At 53.1% G+C, this 19,081-nt stretch carries 17 protein-coding genes; 12 read left to right on the forward strand and 5 right to left on the reverse strand.

Annotation, left to right across the window (positions count from 1 at the left end; all coding sequences use genetic code 11):
- Nucleotides 1-34 precede the first annotated feature (34 nt).
- The 4 genes from LQ777_RS11840 (at nucleotide 35) to LQ777_RS11855 (ending at nucleotide 4,124) form a co-directional block, all read left to right on the forward strand.
- Complete coding sequence (locus LQ777_RS11840) at nucleotides 35-1,081, forward strand: sensor histidine kinase (protein WP_232562730.1); 1,047 nt, start codon at nucleotides 35-37, stop codon at nucleotides 1,079-1,081.
- Nucleotides 1,062-1,895 (forward strand): LytR/AlgR family response regulator transcription factor, encoded by an 834-nt coding sequence (locus tag LQ777_RS11845; protein WP_232562731.1) that lies wholly within the window; start codon nucleotides 1,062-1,064, stop codon nucleotides 1,893-1,895. The genes LQ777_RS11840 and LQ777_RS11845 overlap by 20 nt, the downstream gene beginning before the upstream one ends.
- Nucleotides 1,888-3,459, forward strand: a complete 1,572-nt coding sequence (locus LQ777_RS11850; RefSeq protein ID WP_232562732.1) for a S41 family peptidase — start codon at nucleotides 1,888-1,890, stop codon at nucleotides 3,457-3,459. The genes LQ777_RS11845 and LQ777_RS11850 overlap by 8 nt, the downstream gene beginning before the upstream one ends.
- Before the next feature lie 182 nt (nucleotides 3,460-3,641).
- Nucleotides 3,642-4,124 carry a response regulator gene (locus LQ777_RS11855; RefSeq protein WP_232562733.1) on the forward strand — a complete coding sequence of 161 codons (483 nt, stop codon included), beginning with the start codon at nucleotides 3,642-3,644 and terminating at the stop codon, nucleotides 4,122-4,124.
- On the opposite strand, the gene LQ777_RS11860 is transcribed toward LQ777_RS11855, so the two are convergent.
- Nucleotides 4,116-4,934, reverse strand: coding sequence for a LytTR family transcriptional regulator DNA-binding domain-containing protein (locus LQ777_RS11860; protein WP_232562734.1), 819 nt, complete (start codon nucleotides 4,932-4,934; stop codon nucleotides 4,116-4,118). The two genes, LQ777_RS11855 and LQ777_RS11860, sit on opposite strands and share 9 nt — an antisense overlap.
- The gene (locus LQ777_RS11865; protein ID WP_232562735.1) at nucleotides 4,931-5,917 is read right to left on the reverse strand and encodes a glycosyltransferase; all 987 of its coding nucleotides are present in this window, start codon (nucleotides 5,915-5,917) and stop codon (nucleotides 4,931-4,933) included. Before LQ777_RS11865 ends, LQ777_RS11860 begins: the two co-directional genes overlap by 4 nt.
- Nucleotides 5,918-6,150: 233 nt before the next feature.
- Between LQ777_RS11865 and LQ777_RS11870 the strand changes: the two genes are divergently transcribed.
- From LQ777_RS11870 to LQ777_RS11905, 8 genes are all read left to right on the forward strand, one after another.
- On the forward strand, nucleotides 6,151-7,422 hold the full coding sequence (locus LQ777_RS11870; protein WP_232562736.1) for a glycosyltransferase family 4 protein: 1,272 nt from the start codon (nucleotides 6,151-6,153) through the stop codon (nucleotides 7,420-7,422).
- Nucleotides 7,423-7,439: 17 nt separating this feature from the next.
- The gene (locus LQ777_RS11875; RefSeq protein ID WP_232562737.1) at nucleotides 7,440-8,000 is read left to right on the forward strand and encodes a D-glycero-alpha-D-manno-heptose-1,7-bisphosphate 7-phosphatase; all 561 of its coding nucleotides are present in this window, start codon (nucleotides 7,440-7,442) and stop codon (nucleotides 7,998-8,000) included.
- Nucleotides 7,993-9,099 (forward strand): glycosyltransferase family 9 protein, encoded by a 1,107-nt coding sequence (locus LQ777_RS11880; protein ID WP_232562738.1) that lies wholly within the window; start codon nucleotides 7,993-7,995, stop codon nucleotides 9,097-9,099. Before LQ777_RS11875 ends, LQ777_RS11880 begins: the two co-directional genes overlap by 8 nt.
- Before the next feature lie 58 nt (nucleotides 9,100-9,157).
- Nucleotides 9,158-10,942, forward strand: a complete 1,785-nt coding sequence (locus LQ777_RS11885) for a carbamoyltransferase family protein (protein WP_232562739.1) — start codon at nucleotides 9,158-9,160, stop codon at nucleotides 10,940-10,942.
- A 10-nt stretch (nucleotides 10,943-10,952) separates the two neighbouring features.
- Nucleotides 10,953-11,930 carry a glycosyltransferase family 2 protein gene (locus LQ777_RS11890; protein ID WP_341871374.1) on the forward strand — a complete coding sequence of 326 codons (978 nt, stop codon included), beginning with the start codon at nucleotides 10,953-10,955 and terminating at the stop codon, nucleotides 11,928-11,930.
- Nucleotides 11,931-12,965, forward strand: a complete 1,035-nt coding sequence (locus tag LQ777_RS11895; protein ID WP_232562740.1) for a glycosyltransferase family 9 protein — start codon at nucleotides 11,931-11,933, stop codon at nucleotides 12,963-12,965. It abuts the gene before it with no gap.
- Nucleotides 12,966-13,236: 271 nt separating this feature from the next.
- Nucleotides 13,237-13,998, forward strand: a complete 762-nt coding sequence (locus LQ777_RS11900; RefSeq protein WP_232562741.1) for a ferritin-like domain-containing protein — start codon at nucleotides 13,237-13,239, stop codon at nucleotides 13,996-13,998.
- 12 nt (nucleotides 13,999-14,010) lie between these two features.
- Nucleotides 14,011-14,814, forward strand: a complete 804-nt coding sequence (locus tag LQ777_RS11905) for a ferritin-like domain-containing protein (RefSeq protein ID WP_232562742.1) — start codon at nucleotides 14,011-14,013, stop codon at nucleotides 14,812-14,814.
- Nucleotides 14,815-14,928: 114 nt separating this feature from the next.
- On the opposite strand, the gene treZ is transcribed toward LQ777_RS11905, so the two are convergent.
- The 3 genes from treZ to LQ777_RS11920 form a co-directional block, all read right to left on the reverse strand.
- Nucleotides 14,929-16,782 carry a malto-oligosyltrehalose trehalohydrolase gene (gene treZ / locus LQ777_RS11910; RefSeq protein ID WP_232562743.1) on the reverse strand — a complete coding sequence of 618 codons (1,854 nt, stop codon included), beginning with the start codon at nucleotides 16,780-16,782 and terminating at the stop codon, nucleotides 14,929-14,931.
- A gap of 16 nt (nucleotides 16,783-16,798) precedes the next feature.
- A complete protein-coding gene (locus LQ777_RS11915) occupies nucleotides 16,799-18,409 on the reverse strand; it encodes an alpha-amylase family glycosyl hydrolase (RefSeq protein ID WP_341871375.1) in 1,611 nt (536 codons plus the stop codon).
- Nucleotides 18,410-18,687: 278 nt separating this feature from the next.
- Entirely contained in the window at nucleotides 18,688-18,894 is a 207-nt protein-coding gene (locus LQ777_RS11920) for a hypothetical protein (RefSeq protein WP_232562744.1), read from the reverse strand.
- Nucleotides 18,895-19,081: the final 187 nt, after the last annotated feature.

Genomic DNA, 19,081 nt, shown 5'->3' on the forward strand with positions numbered 1-19,081 from the left:
GTCTGCCGCACCGCAGCGGTATATTTAGTCGCGCATGGAAAAGCTGAACGACCGATGGATGCGGCTGGTGGGAGTGCCACTCATCTGCCTGGTATCCAATTTTATTTTCTTTCAACCCGACAACGATGCCCACCACATCAGCCGGTGGGTTGCCCTGGGTGCGAGTCTGGTGGAGTGCCTATTGATTTGGGAAATCGCCCGGCTGGGTATCATCCGGGCGCGTCGGCATCACCCGACATTGAAGCAGACAACACCCCGCATTATCGAACAGGTGCTTTGGTTTAGCGTTACGACCGTTGTGCAGCGGCTTGCCCTTGTTTATCTGTACGATGTGACGGAGTTTTGGGGGTACCCCATGACGGAGCGATCTTATTGGGTCAATACGCTGATTCCGTTTCTGTTCACCGTGCCGCTGGCCGCCATTTACGAAGCCCGTTATCTTTACCGCCAGTGGTGGGCCACGTACTACGAAGCTGAACAGCTCAAAAAACAAGCGTTGCAAAGCCAGCTCGATTCGCTCAAAGCGCAGATAAATCCCCATTTTCTGTTCAACAGCCTGAGCACACTTTCCTCGCTGGTCAGCGAAAATCCTAAACAGGCCGAGCGGTTCATCGAAGAATTAGCCTTGGTGTACCGCTATGTCCTGCAAACCAACGAACAGGCCCTAACAACACTCGACAGTGAATTGCAGTTTATCCGGGCTTATTTTCACCTGCTGCAAATGCGTTTCGGACGAAGCGTAGAACTCTACATCGCCGTGGACGAATCCTGTCGTTCGCTACTTATCCCGCCCCTGACGCTGCAACTGCTGGTCGAGAACGCGGTCAAGCATAACACCGCCTTACCCAATCGTCCGTTGCTTATTCGCATTGACACCGATCCGGACCAACGGTTGTTTTTGCGCAATACGTTGCATAAAAAACAAAATCGGGTGCCCTCCAACGGAACCGGGCTGGCGAATATCACCGCTAAATACAGGCTTATGGGCCAACCCGCCGTTGTCATCGAACAGACCGACACGCATTTTCAGGTAATGATTCCGCTTATTCACCAAACCCGCTATGACTACGCTCATCATTGAAGACGAAGAACTGACGGCCCGTAAACTTGGGCGATTGCTGGTGGAGGTTGACCCCGCCGTCCGGGTGGTCGGCACGACTGTCAGCGTAGACGAATCAGTTGAATGGCTTCGGGCCAATCCGCGTCCCGACCTGATTTTTATGGATATCGAACTGGCTGATGGGCAGAGTTTTGCGATTTTCGATCAGGTGCCGATAACGAGTCCGGTTATTTTTACGACCGCCTACGACGAATACGCCATTAAAGCCTTCAAGGTCAATAGCATCGACTACCTGCTCAAGCCGGTCAAAGAAGACGATCTTCGGCAGGCGTTGGCTAAATTACAAACGCTTAGACACGTACTGACGTCCCAAACCGCCGGAATGGGATCGCTGGAAGGAGCACTGGCTACGTTGCTTCAACAAGTGCGTGACGCATCGGTAGCCGCGCCCGTAACAACGACAGCCGTTCAAGCACCCACGCCTACAAACGGAACCTACCGGGAGCGGTTTATGATCAAGCAGGGGCAGCGGTTGTTTTCGATTGGTGTTGACGAGGTGGCTTATTTCGTGACCCGCAACAAGATGTCGTTTCTCAAAACCCGCGACGATTCGGAATGGCTGCTTGATTATACCATGGACGAACTAGCGCAGATGCTCGACCCACAACGCTTTTTCCGGCTCAATCGGCAGATCATTGCCGAGATGCGGGCCGTGGATAAAGTGCACCTGTATTTTAACGGAAAACTTAAGGTGATACTCCGTCCCGCTTTTGACGAAGAAGTGGTGGTCAGTCGGGAGCGGGCGGGCGATTTCAAGCGTTGGCTGGGTGAATAAAACCGACACTCCGGCCCTAAATCCGGGCAGTTCAGGTGGTGATAGATTTTCTTTACGGCCCGCACTAGCCATGTTTGTGTCGTTCACCCAAAAACAACGACGACTGATGAACCGCATTGGATTAATCGCTTTACTCGGCATTACGCTTCGCTTGCCACTGTTCGGCCAGACGCTTACGCCGGAGCAGCTACAGGCTGATTTTACCCGTTTTCGAACCGCCCTGGCGGAGGTGCATCCCGAAATGTACCGCTATACACCCAAGGCCACGTTCGATTCGCTTTTTACCGCAACGGAGGCCCGGCTCAACCGGCCCATGAGCCAGCAGGAATTCTACGTGACGATGGTGCCCCTGCTGGTTGCCCTGCGCGATGGGCACATAAAATGGATTGTTGCGGGCCGGGATGAACATTATCCATTTGCTACCGATAAGCTGTTTCCGCTGAAGCTTTATTTCCTTGGTCAGAAGGCGTGGGTTGTCGGGAATTACGGCCCAGACACCGTTCCTGCCGGAGCCGAGATTCGGTCGATCAATGGCCAGTCGATTGCCGCTATTATTGAAAAGCTCTTACCCATGATGACGTTTGCTGACGGTAATCGCATCGGTGGGAAATACGAAGACTTAAATCAATACTTCTCCGGTTTTTACGCGACGTTTATAGGGGCACCCGACGCATTCACGGTGGTTTACAAAACGGGTGATGAAGAAAAAACAGTCATCGTATCGCCCGTTGCCGAAGTAACGATCAAGGACTACGTTACGAAAAAGAAGCCGGTTGCGCAAAAGCCGTTTCGCCTGTCCTTCGTCAATCCGCAAACTGCGGTAATGACCATTGAGCGCTTCTGGTCCGATAAAACCGACCCTGACTTCAAGGTGTTTCTAAAAGAGTCCTTCCGGGCGATCAAGCAGAACGGGGTGCAAAAGCTGGTGCTTGATCTGCGCAGCAACGAAGGAGGGGAGGAGTCGTGGGGGATCAGGCTGGCTTCTTATCTGGCCGATAAGCCGTTTCGCTATTATGACCACATCAGCGTGCGACAAAAGAAAAAATACTCGTTTCCGGTCTGGACATCAACCTTGTACAAAAAATTCCGGTGGCTCGCCGTACGAAAACGGGGTGATGGCTATGTGTTTACCCTACAGCGCGGACTCCGGCAGCAGAAGCCGAACCGTGACGCGTATCGGGGTAAAGTATACGTGCTGATCAATGGAGCCAGTTTTTCGGTTACCACTGAATTAGCCGCTCATCTGCACGCCAACCGGAAGCAACGCGCGGGTGAGGTTGTGTTCGTCGGGCAGGAAACCGGCGGAGGGTACAACCTCGACGTTAGCGGTCTCTTCGCCATTACGCAATTGCCCAATTCAAAAATCGATCTGGGTATTGGCATGTTTGGTTTCAACATGGCAAACAGTACCGAGTACCCGCACGCGGATCGCGGAATTATCCCCGACCAGTTGATCGAGCCCACCATTACCGATATCCTGAACGGCTACGACCGCACACTCGATTATGTACTACGAATCAGTCAACCAGAAAAATCGGCGCTCAACCGGACGGATACAAAGTAAGTCGCTGGTTTACAAAAGAATCGGCCAGGAGCGTTTCCTGGCCGATTCTTGGACTTTTAGGTGAATAGTTACGTCTTCGAGCTAACGTTCATTGTGTCAATTAATTAGAAGATACTCTTTATTATACAAACTCTATAGTATATTTATGGTTTAAAGTACTATACCTTCCCTATTTAAGGAAAATGGCTACTCTTAAACGAACCAACGTTAGCAGGACCAATTCTAAATGTACAAAAATCTTTGCGGTCGAAGATAACGATGATCACTGGACGCTTATTCAGCGGGCCATCCAGCAAGTGATACCCGAAGCGGACACGATACGGGCTTCGTCGCAGCAGGAAGCCTCGGCGTATCTGGACGATTGGGCCGTTCAGGAGTGGGACATGCCCAATTTGGTTCTGCTGGATCTGTACATTCCAGAACGCACCGGCGGATTGCAGTTACTTGAACAGGTTCGTGCCATGCCTGTACCCTGCAAGTGGGTTCCCGTCATTGTTTTCAGTAGCTCCACGGTTCAGGACGATATTCTGGACTTGTACGAAAAAGGCTGTTCATCGTACATCGTCAAACCACTTGACTACGGCGATTGGCTTCTTTACTTCCAGCATTTGCGTACGTACTGGTGGGGGACATCTACACTGCCCCCCACCCGTATGCTAATCTAATTCGTTGTCCGGTATGTCGATAATTGGCAACGCAACGGTTTGCAACCAGAACTGCCCGATTCGCTCGGCGACGGCTACCAACGTCGCGGGCTGGTCGGGCAGTGCAATTACTGAGTTTGCGTAGCGCTCGTATCCTTCCGCAATGGCGTTGTGATTCGTTGAGGTAATCAGCAACACCGGAATCCGACTACAGTTTGGTAATTCTTTCAGCCTCCGGAGTGCGTGCAACCGTTCCGCTCTGGCTTTTCGGGCGTCCATCAAAATAAGCGCCGGTCGCTCGTGGGCGGGTAGATCGGCCAGCATTTCTGGCAAAAGGGTACCATGCCGCATGGCGTGTAGAATGAACCGGGGCCATTTCGTTTCAATAATGTGTTTGAACGCCTGAGCGTCGTCGGTCTCGTCTGTAACTAGCAGGATGGAGGCCTGGACCTGTTGAGCCGTTGACGTAGTGGCAGCGCTGTTGGCGACGTATTCTCGGTCAGAGATCTCGTTGTCAAGGAAAGGTTGCAGGACTTCGGCTACCTGCTGCCAGCGTCGGCGGCTAACCGGCAATTCAACCCCGTTTTCCAGTTGAACCGCTCCCGGCATCCGGCGGCTCGGCGGGCTTTGCAGGCTTTTCACGCAAACCGGATTGATCAATGCCGTTTTGTGAACGCGCACAAAGCCAGTTAATAAGGTGTGTAGATAGCTGAGCGATTTGGCCAGCATTTTTTTCTCGCCATTCCGAAAGTAAAGCCAGGAGTAGTTGTTTGCTCCCGCCAGATGCGAAATGAGAGCCGGTTCCTGAAGGGCTGGTTTAACTGTGCTCATACGATAGAGGAAGCTGTCGAATTGATTGATTCACTACTGTTTACTACGGCCAGAAATACGCTGTTCCATTCGTCGACAAAGCGGTCCAGGCCAAAGCGACGCTGGGCGAGGGCTCGGGCATTATCACCGAGTTTCTTGGCCTCATCGGGATTGTCGAGCAGGTACTGCATCCGGTCGGCCAACTCATCGACATTAGCCGACACGAAGCCATGCACCCCATTCTCGATGACGGTCGGCAACTCGGTTGTTGCCAGGGCAACGATGGGCATTCCGATGGTCATGGCTTCGATAACGGCCAGCGGTAAACTGCTGTAGCGCATCGGGCTGAACAGAAAGCGGTACTCGGCTACGCGCTTATGCAGGTTGCGATAATGGATTTCACCAATGCCGCCAATGTCCTGCGCTTTCATGCCCGCAACGGTCAGAGGTACACGTTTCCGCAGTTGCTCGTACAAATCGAAGCCCGCCATTCGACCCCGCCGTTGTAACTCATTAACGACGATAATGCCTTCATTGCGTCTCCCTTCGTACCGGAGCGTTGGGTCAATGGCGACGCTATGTTCAACAACGCGGGTCGGAGTCTGGCCGTTGTCCCACATAAGCTGGTTGTAATACGTAACGTGAACGAGTGTTACGTTGGGGTCATCGGCGGCTGGATGGCGGGAGTTGGTTGGGTGCGGTTCGGGTGTGTTGTGTTCCAGATAAATCACCGGTAACTGCTGTTGTTCAGGCGAAAGAATGTCGAACCGGTCAACCTGGTAGTTCTTGGGTGTCTGGCAAATAATCAGATCTAAATCAAGGTTTTGCACCTGGTCGGCGGGAACTTCGTGCACGTAGTCGGGCATGGTCGAATCAAGACCCCGTCCTGCGTAACCCTCACCGCCGTCGGGGCGGGTAGGAACATACCAGTTGTGTTGCGTAGACGTAATAGCGGTTAAATAAGCACCGTGAATGTGCCAGATCAGAATATTGAGTTGTCGCATTAAAAAAGAGTGTCTATTGGGGCCGTAACGTGGTTAAGCTGACGAATGTTTAGGGCGATCTAAAACTCGCCTGTTTCAAGGGTGATGGGCGCCGAATCCTCACAAATTGAACATAAACGGTCCGTCATGTTAGCCATTCCCAAACCTTCTCCAGAACGGAACGTTTGCCTACTCAGAAGTAAGTAAAGAGTAAGCGGGTTTTTCCTCTAACCCAGACATGAAACGATAATTTTATGACCTCATGCATTGCATTAATTTCTGACCATGCCTCGCCCCTGGCTACCATTGGGGGCATTGATGCAGGCGGTCAGAACATTGCTGTAGCCGAACTAGCGAAGGAGCTGGCCCGGTTGGGTTATTGGGTAGACGTCTTTACCCGGCTTGATTCGCCTTCGGTGCCCGATGTTGTTCACTGGCAGCCGCGCGTTCGGGTTATTCACGTGGCAGCTGGCCCGCCCAAGTACATTCCCAAAGAGCATTTGCTTCCGGTGATGGACGATTTTGCGGAGAAGATGGCCCAGTTTATTCAACGGGAGAATAGCACGTACCGGGTTATTCACGCTCACTTCTTTATGTCGGGGGTTGTAGCGATGCGCCTTCGGCAACTGCTGGGTATTCCTTTCGTTATAACGTTTCATGCGTTGGGAGCCGTCAGGCAATTGTGTCAGGGGACTAAGGACGGATTCCCCGCTGAACGAACGGCCATTGAGAAGCAGCTCGTGCAGAAAGCTAGTGGCGTCGTAGCACTTTGCCCGCAGGATGCCACCGATCTGCAAACCCTGTACGGTGCCAACCCCGCCAAGCTGACGATTATTCCGAACGGCTATAATCCAACCGATTTCTTTCCGCTGGATCAGGGGCTGGCGCGCGCCAGTGCCGGACTCGACCCCGAAGAACCGGTTATTCTTCAACTGGGGCGGCTTGTTCCGCGAAAAGGAATCGATAATGTCGTACGCGCGCTGGCCGTGTTACCGCCGATCAACGGTCGGAAAGCCCGGCTGCTTGTTGTGGGTGGGGAAAGCGCTACGCCCGACCCGGTACTGACCCCGGAGATTGGCCGGTTGCAACAACTCGCCACCAGTTTAGGAGTCGCGGATCGAGTGACGTTTATAGGTAGCCGTGCGCGCTCCCAATTGCGTACGTACTACAGTGCCGCCGATGTTTTTGTGACTACACCCTGGTATGAGCCGTTTGGTATTACGCCCCTGGAATCGATGGCCTGTGGTACGCCCGTTGTAGGTTCGTCGGTCGGGGGAATCAAACATACCGTTATTTCGGGTGTGACGGGGTACCTGGTGCCGCCGGAAAGTCCTAAGCTGTTGGCCGATCAACTGGCGGTTGTGCTTGGTAATGAGAACCTGCGTCAACGCATGGGTAAAGCGGCCGTTAAACACGTACAGGCGGGCTACACCTGGAAGCATGTGGCCCAGCAAACGGCCGATCTGTATGATCTGGTCTGCACAGGTCGCACCCGCGTCGGCATCCGAATGAAGGCTGCTCATTAAGCGGACTACCTGAAACAATGAACAAAGCGATTTTTTGGGATAAAGATGGGACACTGATACCGGATATTCCGTACAACGTAAATCCAGAACGGATTAGCCTTTACGCTGATGTACAAGCCAATCTAAACAGGTTGCAGACCGCCGGTTTCAGGCAGTTTGTCGTTTCAAATCAAGCCGGAGTTGCGTACGGATTGTTTGACGAAGCGGCTTTAACACCTGTTTGGAAACGGCTCTCGACGCTGCTGGCTCCCGTCGGCGTTCATCTGGACGGCGTTTACTACTGTCCCCATCACCCCGGAGGAAAGGTTGACGAATACGCAAAAGCCTGTGCTTGTCGCAAGCCGGAACCCGGTATGTTGCTGAAGGCAGCACAAGACCATGCCATCAACTTAAGCGAATCGTGGATGATTGGCGATATCCTGAACGATGTGGAAGCCGGGAATCGGGCGGGGTGCCGAACCGTACTCGTTGACCGGGGCAACGAAACCGAGTGGCTCGACGGCCCCCATAGAACCCCGACGGCTGTCGTTAACAGCATTGAGGAAGCCACTGATTTCATCCTGCACTACCATGACTAAAACCGCTGCCGAAACAACACTGACTCAGGAAACACACTGGCCGGACGGACTTCGGATTCTGTGCGTTCGACCGGACAATCTTGGCGACGTGCTGATGACAACGCCCGCCTTTCGGGCCATGAAAGAAACTTGGCCCGCCTGTCACCTGACGCTGCTTACGTCGTCGGCGGGCGCGGCTGTTGCGCAATACATTGATGAACTGGACGCGGTCATTACGTTTGATGTGCCCTGGGTGGCGGGTCGGTCAGGTACGCCAAAGGCGGTGTCAGACGTAGCCGATAGACTGCGAGCCGGTCATTATGATGCGGCTGTCGTGTTTACGGTACAAAGTCAGAATCCGCTGCCAGCCGCGATGTTGTGTTATTTGGCCGGTATTCCGAATGTGCTGGGCTATTGCCGCGAAAACCCGTATCAGTTGCTTACGCATTGGGTACCCGACACGGAGATTTTGGTGGCAACGCGTCACGAAGTCGAACGGCAGTTGGCCTTGGTTGAATCAGTGGGGTGTCGTACGAGTCAGCAACAGCTTTCCTTGCGAATCGCCGAAGCGGACCGGCTCCTGGCCCGACAAGCGTTGGTAAGGGCTGGTGTCGATACGGACCGGCCCTGGCTGGTTGTGCATCCGGGAGCAAGCGAAGAAAAACGGCGCTATCCGCTTGACTGCTTTATCGAAGCGGCCGACCTGCTTATCCGGGAGCATGCCTATCAACTGGTACTGACGGGTACAGCGAGCGAGCGCCCCCTGGCCGAAACCTTTCGGCAACAACTGGGTGAGAAAGCCGTGAATCTGGCGGGAGAACTGCCACTTAGCCAGTTTATGGGGCTACTCGCCGACGCGCCCCTGCTGCTGTCTAACAATACCGGGCCGGTGCACATTGCGGCTGCGCTGCAAACACCAGTCGTCGTGCTGTACGCCAAAACGAATCCACAGCACACCCCCTGGCAGGTTCCCAGCCGTGTTCTGTACTTTGATGTTCCCCAGTCATTGCGCTCGCGTAACGTACTGCTCCAACAATTTCCCCAACCGGCACAGCCCGTCGCTTCACCAGCAGCTATTGTTCAGGCCGTGCGCGCGTTGTCGATTGTCTATAATCCATAGTACTTGGCAGCGTCGCTGTCGCAAACCCTCAAACTACAACTATAAACGCACAACCAGCATGTACACATTAGGCATCAACGCGGTATTTCACGATTCAGCGGCCACACTCGTTAAGGACGGAGTTGTCCTTGCCGCGGCCGAGGAAGAACGGTTTTCCCGGATCAAGCACGGCAAACGACCCATCCCGTTCTCGACCTATGAGATACCTTACAATGCCATTGATTTCTGCCTGAAAACGGCGAAAATTACCCTTACTGACATTGATCATATTGCTTACTCGTTTGATCCTGAATTAATCCTTGGTAGTCGCGCAGGAAGCAACACCGTTGAAATTCCCCTGAATCCCGCTGGCGTAACCGCTCTTGCCACCACGGGTGAAAATCCGTACGAAGGCTTATTTTTATCGGCTATCCTGAATGCACCGGGGCACCTGGTCGATGGAGTTCCGCATCACCTGACCGAACGTTTCCGGGGAGCGACCGTCGATGGACCGTACCAATGGCATTACGTCAATCACCATCTGGCGCACGCAGCCAGCGCCTTCTTGCCGAGTCCCTACGAGCGGGCGGCTGTATTGGTACTGGATGGTCGGGGGGAGGTCGCGACGACAAGCTACTGGCTGGGCGAAGGCAATACCATGACCAAGCTGGGTGAAGTTAACCTGCCGCACTCGCTCGGGTTGCTGTACGAGCAGATGACGACGTACCTCGGTTTTCTGCATTCGTCCGACGAGTACAAGGTGATGGCCGTGGCATCTTACGGCGATCCGGTGTATGCCGATTATTTCCGGAGCCTGATTCATCTGGATGGGCAGGGCGGTTACACCATTGACCCGCTACGACTCGACGAAACATTCGGCCCGGCCCGGCAACGGGGCGGCCCGCTCGAAAAACGCCATTTTGACATTGCTCACTCGGTTCAGCTGGTACTCGAAGAAACCGTCTTGCAGCTGATCACGTGGCTGCATAAGCAAACCGGTGCGGATAGCCTGTGCATGGCCGGCGGGGTGGCGCTCAACTGCGTGATGAACGCTCAGCTGCGCGATCGGGGACCGTTCAAAAACATCTGGGTACAGCCAGCGGCTGGCGATGCCGGAACAGCCCTCGGGGCAGCGATGTGGATCGATGCACAGGAAAGCCAGCGCCCGGATCGGCGGTACCGCATGGATCACGCGTATCTCGGACCCAACTACACCGATGATGACATCGAAACGTTCCTGAACTGGTCGAAACTGCCGTACCGCCGTCTGGCAAATCCCGCACAGGATGTCGCTGCGTATCTGGCCGAAGGGCACGTGATTGGCTGGTTTCAGCAAGGCATGGAGTTTGGTCCCCGCGCGTTGGGTGCCCGGTCAATACTGGCCCCGCCGTTCCCGGCCCAGATGCAGGCTCGACTCAATGACCTGAAAGACCGCGAGGATTTCCGACCGGTGGCTCCGGTTGTGCTGGAAGAAGCCGCCGACACGTATTTCCTTAACGCGCGCCAATCGCCGTTTATGCTGTTCGTGAATCAGGTGCGCCCCGAACGGGTAGCCGACATTCCGGCCGTAACGCATACCGACCGGACGGCCCGGATTCAGACGGTTAACGAACAACAAAACAAGCCATACTACGATTTGATCCGCGAGTTTGGGAACCTGACGGGCGTGCCAGTGCTGGTTAACACCTCGTTCAACACACGGGGCGAACCGGTCGTTTGTTCTCCCCGCGACGCGGTTGAGTCGTTCTGGACGTCTCCGCTGGATGCGTTGGTCATCGGCTCGTTTATGCTCGAAAAAAAGCCCGCTATCCGGCAAGATGAAGCCGCTGTTGCTCTGGAAGAAACCGATGTTCAGCGAGGATAACATATCTGAAATGATGGAACCCTTAATCACCGTTGTTGTGCCAACTTACCGCCGACCGGATCTGTTGCGCAAGTGTCTGCTGGCTTTAGCGCAGCAACAATTGGAGCGTAGTCTCTTTCGCGTTGTGGTGGTGGATGATGGAAACGAAGCCCAGACAGCTCAGGCAGTGCAGGGCATTGTTGGGCAGACAGGCCTACTGGTTCAGTACCTTGGTCAGCCGGTGCGTCGGGGTCCGGCAGCGGCCCGGAACCGGGGTTGGCAATCGGCGCAGACGGCCTACATTGCCTTTACGGACGACGATTGCCTGCCGCAACCGGCCTGGCTTACAACCGGGTTGCTTGCCCTGCAACGCGGGGCGCAGGTGATCACAGGCCGGGTAAAAATACCGTTGCCCGATCAGCCAACCGCCCACGACCGCACAACCGCTCTGCTCGAAACCGCCGAGTTTGTCACGGCCAATCTATTTTGCCGCCGGTCGGCGCTGGCACGGGTTGGTGGCTTTGACGAAGCGTTCGACATTGCCTGGCGGGAAGACAGTGATTTGCAGTTTAAATTGCTGGAAGCGAATATTTCGATTAGTACGTGCCCCGAGGCTGTAATCGTTCACCCGATTCGGTCAGCCCCCTGGTACGCGAGTCTGCGCGACGAGCGAAAAAATCGGTACGACGCGCTGCTTTACAAACGACACCCGGTTTTGTTTCGTCAGCGTATTCCGGCGTATCGGTCGCTGGTCATGCAGTACTATGCATTCGTCATAACGTTTCTGGCGGGTTTGCTAGCGCTTGCCCTTGGCCATACGAGTGTTGCCATTGGCGTATTCGCCATCTGGCTGCTGCTGACAATAACGATTATTAGCCGACAACTGCCTGATTCTCCACTGAAGTGGGAAAACCTCAGAACGGCCATTCTGACCGGCGTATCTAAGCCATTTCTGTCGATTTACTGGCGGCTTTACGGGGCGTTTCGGTACAAAACCTGGTACTGGTAGATGGACAAGCTAACCGCGTATTTGGGCCATCGCCCCCGCACCATTGCGATCTTCCGGGCGATTAAACTGGGTGATCTGCTGTGCGCTGTACCCGCGTTCCGGGCTTTACGAGCGGCCTACCCGGAGGCCCATATTGCGCTGATTAGCCTGCCCTGGGCGGAGGAATTTGCGGCCTGTTACCCACAGTATTTTGACGAGTTTATCGCTTTCCCCGGCTGGCCCGGCTTACCCGAGCAACCCGTTGACCCTGAGAAAACGGTTGCTTTTCTGCAAGCGATGCAGGACCGGAAATGGGACGTTATGGTGCAGATGCAGGGGAACGGAACGCTGGTGAATGCCATGCTTGGTTTGTGCGGAGCGACTGTTCTGGCGGGTTATTATTTGTCCGATGTTTCGAGTGAGCGGTGGGCGGCCGACAAAGGATTGCTTCAGCCTTACCCGGAGAAAAAGCATGAGGTACTGCGGCATGTAGGACTGATGAATTTTTTAGGCATTGAAACACAGGGTGATGCGTTAGAGCCGCCCCATCCCGCCATTGGAAGCCCTGAAATAAAGCTGTTTTCAGCGCAGTCTAAGGGATTTGTTCAGGAATACGTCTGCATTCACGCGGGAGGCATCTCCGGGCGTCGCTGGCCCGAAACCAATTTCGCCGTCGTTGCCGATGCGTTGGCCGAACAGGGATACGCCGTTGTGCTAACAGGAACGAAGGCCGAAGAACCCATCATCGAGGCCGTTCGGCGGCTGATGAAACACCCGGCGATCTCGCTAGCGGGGCAAACGAATTTAGCCAGTCTAACCGGTCTGCTCAAAAAAGCAGCTTTGGTCGTCAGCAACGACACGGGCGTAGCTCATCTGGCCGTAGCCTGCCAAACACCCAGCGTCGTGGTGTTTACATCGGCTGATCCTGCCGAGTGGGGGCCGTTGAATACCGACAGGCACCGGATCGTGCTGGAAGCTGACCCCGACAGTGTACAACTCGTTATCCAGGAGGCAACGCATTTACTGAAAGAATTAAAAACAGACTTGCTTCTGTAGACGAGGATTTAGACCGGCAATCGGTCGGCTGTTCAGTAAAAAAGTAGCGGCAAAAACCTGCTTTCTGCCAAGGGAAAAACGCGATGATTTTGTGCACGAATTCAGAAATCACCCGATAAATTTTTTGATTATTCGGTGTTAAAAAACAGAAATAAAAACCCTGGGCCGTTGCCTTAATTTTTCATCATTTTTCTGAGCAAAAGTCTACTAAATCTATTAATAGTATGGTCTCGTAAAAAGGCTTTTTCATTAATCCAATTTATCCTTTGTTATGGAAAAACTCAACGAAGTTCAATCCAAAAAAACTACACCAACCATCCCGGCCATTCCATCGGTCGAGCGCCGAATGTTCATGCGGCAACTCGGTTTAGTTTCGGCTACCACAGCCGCTTTTCTTGCTTCCTGTACCCGTGAAGTAACTGACGAGTCCATCAATCCAAAGACCGGCCGTTCGGGAGCACGGGTTGGCGCGTCTATCCTGCCAGACGGTACCGTTGATCTGGGTTCTGGCGACATTGGTATTTCCAACCTGGCTTTCATGCTGGACCAACTTGAAACGGCTTTCTACGGAACGGCCGTCGAAAAAGCCTACGGCATCAGCCAGGAAGATCGTAAAGTGCTGGCGGAACTGCACGACCACGAACTGGTTCACCGCGAATTCTTCCGAGGTATACTGACAAACAATGGCATACCGGATCTGGAGTTTGATTTCAGCGGCATCAATTTCGGGGATCGCTACGCCATTTTCGACGCTGCCCAGAAGTTTGAGGATGTCGGTGTGGCTGCTTTTAATGGGGCAGGGCCACTTATCCAGGACGTGGAAGTGCTGAAGATCGCCGGTAAAATGGTGTCTATCGAAGCGCGTCATGCAACGTTAGCCCGGTACATGATCCGGCCCAAAACCTACTTCTCGCTGGGTCACGAACTGATCGATGCACAAGGCCGCGACTGGGCTTTGTCGGCTCAGGAGGTAATGATGAAAGCACAACCGTTTATCAAACAAAAAATTAGTGTCGCCAACCTTCCTAAATAACCCAACGCTCGTATGAACCTGTTCAACATTTTATCTGACATTGAGAAACGTGATGCTGAAGCGTACGAACGAGTTGAGTTTACGCGTCGCAATTTATTAAAGACAACCGCCGTAGCTGCTGTTGGTACCACGGGTTTTCTGGCAACGACACTCAATAAAGCGTTTGCTGCCGATAGCGAAGTTGTCGATGTGCTCAACTTTGCCTTGACGCTGGAATACCTAGAGGCCGAATTTTACGAAATGGGTCTGTCTAAAGGGGGGCTGATTCCAGAAGCCGACCGCATGGTATTTATGAAGATTGGCGAGCACGAAAAACAGCACGTCGAATTTCTGAAATCGGCCCTGGGTGGCAGCGCCGTAGGCAAACCAACGTTCGACTTCACGGCTGGCGGTAAGTTTGCCGATGTGTTTTCTAATTACGCAACTTTCCTGGTGTTGTCGCAATCGTTCGAGGATCTAGGGGTACGCGCTTACAAAGGGCAGGCTCCTCGTCTCAAAGGCAATCAGGACGTTCTGTTGTCAGCGTTAAAAATTCACTCGGTCGAAGCGCGCCATGCCGCCGATGTACGCCTGATTCGTGGCCTGCGTGTATGGGCTTCGGAACAGGAAACGGGCGGTGCACCCGCTGCGGTTTATGAAGGCGAAAACAACATTCGTCAGCACGATCTGGTTGACTTGATCTCGGTTACCGCTCCCCGACTACTTGTCAAAGACGGTTCGCCGGAGATGGTTGCCGAGAAAATCGTTCGGGAAGCGTTTGATGAACCCCTGACGAAGGAAAAAGTCCTGGCTATTGCAGGACCGTTTATTAAATAAACTCTAGTTATCAATAAAGTAAGGGGTCAGTTTAGGCGAAATGTCGCTTAAACTGACCCCTTACTTTTGCGTTACTTTCGTAAGTTCTCCTGACAGAGCGGGAATAAATGGCCGTTAATCAATGGTCCGTTTTCCACTGTATACGGTTACGCTACAGGGAGAAAGACGGACCAACTGACCGGCCTGCACCTGATCGGGTAACAACGCTTCTGACGAAACGCCGTCTTCCTGCCATTGTTCTTCTTTAGAATCCAGTAATTTCTGCCAGGCATTGACCCAGCCGGGTAAGGTGTAGTCAATCGCTTCGTCGGAAAGATTGAATAGGCAAGCGAGGTGTTGTAGGCCATCTTCCGTTTGTCGGTGTAGCACGAATCCGGCCTGGTTCAAAACGGTGACCCGAACGCTGCTTTTGTCCATGTGTTGGAGGGGAGCCAGCGAACGACGCAACTGAATCAAGGTTTGGTGCCATTTTAGCATGAGTCGATGCTTCCCTTTTGTGCGATCGCTCCACTGGATTTTTGATTTGGTAAACGTTGCTTCGTCGTCGGGTTCGGGGAACTCCTCGCCATCATTAAACGACCCGAATTCTTCCTTTCTGCCTTCCCGTATGGCTTTGATCAACTCCTGATCGGAATGGCTAATAAAGTAATAGAATGGCGTTTTGTCGGCGTATTCCTCGCCCATGAACAACAAGGGAACATAGGGGGAAAGAAGTATGGCGGCTGCGGCAATTTTCTGCCGGTCAAAATTCACCAGATTCGACAGGCGTTCCTTACCGGTGAGATTGCCTACCTGATCGTGGTTGAGGTTAAAAACCACGTATCGCTCCGCCGGTACACCCGCCGAAGAGCGGCCAAATTGTCGCTTTCGGGAAGGGGCATACTCCCCGGTAAAGACAAATCCGTCGGTATACGCTTTCGCCAGCTGTTCCATACGCCCAAAATCGACGTATCGTTTTTGGGCATCTTTGTAGATCAGCACAAAAAACGAATGGTGAAAATCGTCGAGCCATTGCGCGTTGAATCCGTGACCACCCAACGCCGGGGGGGTAACAACTTTCGGGCTGTTGAGATCCGATTCGGCTACAACATACAGCGAACGACCGAGCCGCTGCTCCAGTTGGCTTACCCGGTCATGCATCAACTCCCATATGGATACGGCACTCATGTCGAATACTTCATGGGTAGCGTCCAATCTTAGGCCGTCAATGTGGTACTGTTCCAGCCAGAACAGCGCGTTGTTGGCAAAGAAATCGCGTACACCATCGGCCCATACCCCATCAAAGTTCAACGCATCACCCCAGGGTGTACAGTATTTGCTAGTAAAGTAAGGGCCAAACTGACTGAAGTGATTGCCTTCAGGACCCATGTGGTTGTACACTACATCCAGAAACACGGCAATGCCACGGGCGTGGCAGGCATCGACGAGCTTTTTAAGACCATCCGGGCCACCGTACGAATGTTGAACGGAATACGGATACACGCCGTCGTAGCCCCAGTTCCGTCCGCCGGGAAACTGGCAGACCGGCATGAGTTCGAGCGCGTTGATGCCGACCTCGGCCAAGTCATCCAGCCGCTCAATAATGGCTTCGAAAGTACCTTCGGGCGTAAACGTGCCCACGTGTAATTCGTAGAAAATAAGGTCACGGAACGGCAATCCCCGCCAGGCTTGATCATGCCATTGGTAGGCCGACTGATCGATTACCTCGGAAGGCCCGTGTACATCCTCCGGCTGAAAATGAGAGGCTGGATCGGGGTATTCGTGCTCATCATCCAACTTGTAAAAATAGCGGGTACCCGGTTCAGCCGACGCTACGTCCAGTTGAAAATACCCCAGACCTTTAGGCTGCATCGGCAACTCTTGCTCCGTTGGGTGCACGATATGCAGGGTAACGCTTTCTTTTTCGGGAGCCCATACCGTAAATACACAGTTACCGTTTCCGGTATACGTTGCGCCAATCGTCTTCATGTAGTGGTTGCAATAATTAGTCTAATCGAATTAACAGGCCATCGTCCCCGCCCAAACTGATTGAGTTGGTCACTCGGTTACCTTCCCACTCCGGAGCCGTAGCGAGTACAACGACGCCGTTGATTGATGAATCGTTTAGTGTTAGGTAACAGGGGCGGTGGCTTAAATTGAGCAGTACGAGAAAACGAGGCTGCCCGTCGAACTGACGCATGTACCCAAGGACCTGCTCGCTGGCGTACACCGGTACGTAATCACCAACCATCAGCGAGGGTTCCTGCTGCCGGAGTTTGATGAGTCGTTTGTAGAACGAAAGCATCGAGTAGGAATCCTGCTGCTGACGCTCGACGTTTTCCCGCGAAAAATTTCGGGCCAGCCGAAGCCAGGGCTTCCCTTCCGTAAATCCGGCGTTTGGGCTGTCGTCCCATTGCATGGGTGTTCGGACTGGGTCGCGGCTCAGATTTTTGTCGGGCATGTTCAACCCCTGGGGGTCCTGCACCTCATCGAACGGGATCGGCACATCCTGCATTCCGATTTCTTCCCCGTAGTAGATCGTGGGGGTACCGCGTAAGGTCAATAGCATCAGCGCGGCTACCCGAGCCTGTTCTCTGCCCACACGGCTGGTTATCCGGGGCTGATCATGGTTGCCAAGTACCCAGTTGGGCCAGCCGTTGGCGGGCAAAAGTCCTTCATACTGGTCGATGGCGGTAGCTAGCTGACGGGCTTCCCACGGCAGCGTTAGTAACTGAAAATTGAACGGAAGGTGAGCACCCTTGCCATCAATACCATAGTAAGTAACGAGTTGGTGAATAGGGAGATAGATTTCGCCGATCAGCAACCGGTCGGTGTAGCCATCCAGAACGTGCCGCATCTGCCTGACTAGGTCGTGTACCTCCGGCTGATCGGTAGAGTAGACTGGCAGCAGTTGATCGTAGGTAGCCATGTGCGGCTGGTAGTCAGGATTGACCGGGTTGTCGCGCAGGTTTTTGTCTTTGATAAGGTGCCACATAACATCCACCCGAAACCCATCAACGCCTTTGTCCAGCCAAAAGCGCATTAAGTTCAGCATCGCTTCCTGCACTTCCGGATTTCGCCAGTTTAGATCGGGCTGTTCCTTCAGAAAAGCGTGGTAATAAAATTGCCCCGTTGTTTCGTCCCATTCCCAGGCGTTGCCACCAAACACACTTAGCCAGTTGTTGGGTGGAGAGCCGTCGGGAAGTTTATCCTGCCAGATGTACCAATCCCGCTTTGGGTTGTCGCGCGACGAGCGGGATTCCAGAAACCAGGGATGCTGATTGGACGTATGGTTTGGCACCAGATCCAGAATCAGTTTCATGCCGCGCTGGTGGATTGCTTCGATTAACGCATCAAAATCGTTGAGTGATCCGAACAGCGGGTGTACACTTTGATAGTCAGCGATATCATACCCGAAGTCAGCCATTGGCGACGGATAAATGGGAGATAGCCAGACGGCTGTAATGCCTAGCGCTGAGAGATAATCCAGTCGTTGTAAAACCCCCTGAAGATCACCAATGCCATCGCCATTGCTATCCTGGAACGACCGGGGGTAAATTTGATAAATAATTCCTTCCTGCCACCATACGTATCTAGTCAGGCCTTCGTTCATCATATCGTTCCGTATTGTAGAGTAGTTTTTCCGCAGGTAGTTGATCTGCTCACTTTATAGAAGGCAATTAAACACCTTACCAGGGTATAACCTCGTGAATGAGCATAAGTGTTATTCCAACGCTGAAATAAACGGTGTAGTAAGGGACGCGTTATAGAAGCACAGCGATTGGTGCGCGATTTTCAGCCCAGAGAATCAGGCTAGAGGACATTGGTCTTTGTGACTCGAATCGAAGACGGTCACTCGTGACGACCAGAAAAAATACGTACTTTCTTAATTGGTTAAAGCGTTACTCTACGCTTAAGAAAGAAGAAACCAGCGTAGGAGTAAAGGAGAATCGCTGCCGTTTCAAAGGTGGCTTCCAGATAACTTGTTGTATACACGCCTGTTTGAAAATCCTGTATCCAATCGATCAGCGCAGCACAGTAGCCGAACAAACAAAGGATACTGCTGATAACGACGGCAAGAATAAGCAAGGATTGGCGCATACTTTTGTGCTGTTTAATGAATTGCTGGACGGTGTTATGATAGACAAATTATTTGCCAAGCCGTTTCAGCACAAACCGTGCGTATGAATACGCGCGCAAAAACCTGGTTAATCAGGACTTTACTTACTCTTTAGATAGTTGTCGCTAAAAAAAATAAGTAGTTTTATCAGGTGAGTAGCTGTGCACT

The sequence above is a fragment of the Spirosoma oryzicola genome (assembly GCF_021233055.1).
In the GTDB taxonomy this organism is placed as follows: Bacteria; Bacteroidota; Bacteroidia; order Cytophagales; family Spirosomataceae; genus Spirosoma; species Spirosoma oryzicola.

Coding starts and splice junctions, on each gene's coding strand:
- LQ777_RS11840 (WP_232562730.1), top strand. CDS start 35: ATGGAAAAGCTGAACGACCGATGGATGCGGCTGGTGGGAGTGCCACTC.
- LQ777_RS11845 (WP_232562731.1), top strand. CDS start 1,062: ATGACTACGCTCATCATTGAAGACGAAGAACTGACGGCCCGTAAACTT.
- LQ777_RS11855 (WP_232562733.1), top strand. CDS start 3,642: ATGGCTACTCTTAAACGAACCAACGTTAGCAGGACCAATTCTAAATGT.
- LQ777_RS11860 (WP_232562734.1), bottom strand. CDS start 4,934: ATGAGCACAGTTAAACCAGCCCTTCAGGAACCGGCTCTCATTTCGCAT.
- LQ777_RS11865 (WP_232562735.1), bottom strand. CDS start 5,917: ATGCGACAACTCAATATTCTGATCTGGCACATTCACGGTGCTTATTTA.
- LQ777_RS11870 (WP_232562736.1), top strand. CDS start 6,151: ATGACCTCATGCATTGCATTAATTTCTGACCATGCCTCGCCCCTGGCT.
- LQ777_RS11875 (WP_232562737.1), top strand. CDS start 7,440: ATGAACAAAGCGATTTTTTGGGATAAAGATGGGACACTGATACCGGAT.
- LQ777_RS11880 (WP_232562738.1), top strand. CDS start 7,993: ATGACTAAAACCGCTGCCGAAACAACACTGACTCAGGAAACACACTGG.
- LQ777_RS11885 (WP_232562739.1), top strand. CDS start 9,158: ATGTACACATTAGGCATCAACGCGGTATTTCACGATTCAGCGGCCACA.
- LQ777_RS11890 (WP_341871374.1), top strand. CDS start 10,953: ATGATGGAACCCTTAATCACCGTTGTTGTGCCAACTTACCGCCGACCG.
- LQ777_RS11895 (WP_232562740.1), top strand. CDS start 11,931: ATGGACAAGCTAACCGCGTATTTGGGCCATCGCCCCCGCACCATTGCG.
- LQ777_RS11900 (WP_232562741.1), top strand. CDS start 13,237: ATGGAAAAACTCAACGAAGTTCAATCCAAAAAAACTACACCAACCATC.
- LQ777_RS11905 (WP_232562742.1), top strand. CDS start 14,011: ATGAACCTGTTCAACATTTTATCTGACATTGAGAAACGTGATGCTGAA.
- treZ (WP_232562743.1), bottom strand. CDS start 16,782: ATGAAGACGATTGGCGCAACGTATACCGGAAACGGTAACTGTGTATTT.
- LQ777_RS11915 (WP_341871375.1), bottom strand. CDS start 18,409: ATGATGAACGAAGGCCTGACTAGATACGTATGGTGGCAGGAAGGAATT.
- LQ777_RS11920 (WP_232562744.1), bottom strand. CDS start 18,894: ATGCGCCAATCCTTGCTTATTCTTGCCGTCGTTATCAGCAGTATCCTT.